Origin of the sequence: Streptococcus sp. HMSC065H07 (genome assembly GCF_001837325.1) — a bacterium.
GTDB lineage: Bacteria > Bacillota > Bacilli > Lactobacillales > Streptococcaceae > Streptococcus > Streptococcus salivarius_H.
In genome coordinates, this window is the sequence record NZ_KV832040.1 from 1 (window position 1) to 354 (window position 354).

The window sequence follows — 354 nt, forward strand, 5'->3', positions numbered from 1 at the left end:
TGGGTATTCAACGTCTCAAGGACCTGGGACTCAATCCTATCTTTTTGCCCCATTCACTAAAAGGCTTAGATTTTATCAAAGAACATCCTGAAGCTCGTGCAGAGGATTTGATTCATGCCTTTTCTGATGATAGCATCGACATGATCCTATGTGCCATTGGTGGAGACGATACCTATCGCTTGCTACCCTACCTCTTTGAAAATGACCAACTACAAAAGGTTATCAAACCAAAGATTTTTCTCGGTTTCTCGGATACAACCATGAACCACCTCATGTTGCATAAGCTAGGGGTCAATACTTTCTACGGCCAATCATTTCTAGCAGACATTTGTGAGTTAGACAAAGAAATGTTGC

At 41.5% G+C, this 354-nt stretch carries 1 protein-coding gene; it reads left to right on the forward strand.

The window, feature by feature from the left end:
- Positions 1–354 (forward strand): LD-carboxypeptidase (locus tag HMPREF2637_RS08090; protein WP_083320408.1); only part of this gene is annotated, 354 nt, incomplete at both ends.